2 tRNA genes are annotated in these 304 nt (G+C 49.3%); both read left to right on the forward strand.

The features are described 5' to 3' along the window. The first annotated feature begins 62 nt into the window (after nucleotides 1–62). Nucleotides 63–154, forward strand: a tRNA-Ser gene (locus tag FC64_RS04455). Nucleotides 155–174: 20 nt separating this feature from the next. Next, nucleotides 175–246 (forward strand) — tRNA-Glu (locus FC64_RS04460). The last annotated feature ends 58 nt before the right edge of the window (nucleotides 247–304 follow it).

The following is a 304-nucleotide window of genomic DNA, read 5'->3' on the forward strand; positions in this document are numbered from 1 at the left end:
AGAGCATCTGACTGTTAATCAGGGTGTCGACGGTTCGAGTCCGCCTGCCGGAGTTTCACTATGGAGAGTTGTCCGAGTTGGCCGAAGGAGCATGATTGGAAATCATGTAAACGGGTAATAAACTGTTTCAAGGGTTCGAATCCCTTACTCTCCGTATGCGGAAGTTATAAATATGACCCGTTGGTCAAGTGGTTAAGACACCGCCCTTTCACGGCGGTAACATGGGTTCAAATCCCGTACGGGTCATTATATGGAGGATTAGCTCAGTTGGGAGAGCATCTGCCTTACAAGCAGGGGGTCACAG

The organism is Ligilactobacillus araffinosus DSM 20653, from assembly GCF_001435375.1.
GTDB classification, from domain to species: Bacteria; Bacillota; Bacilli; order Lactobacillales; family Lactobacillaceae; genus Ligilactobacillus; species Ligilactobacillus araffinosus.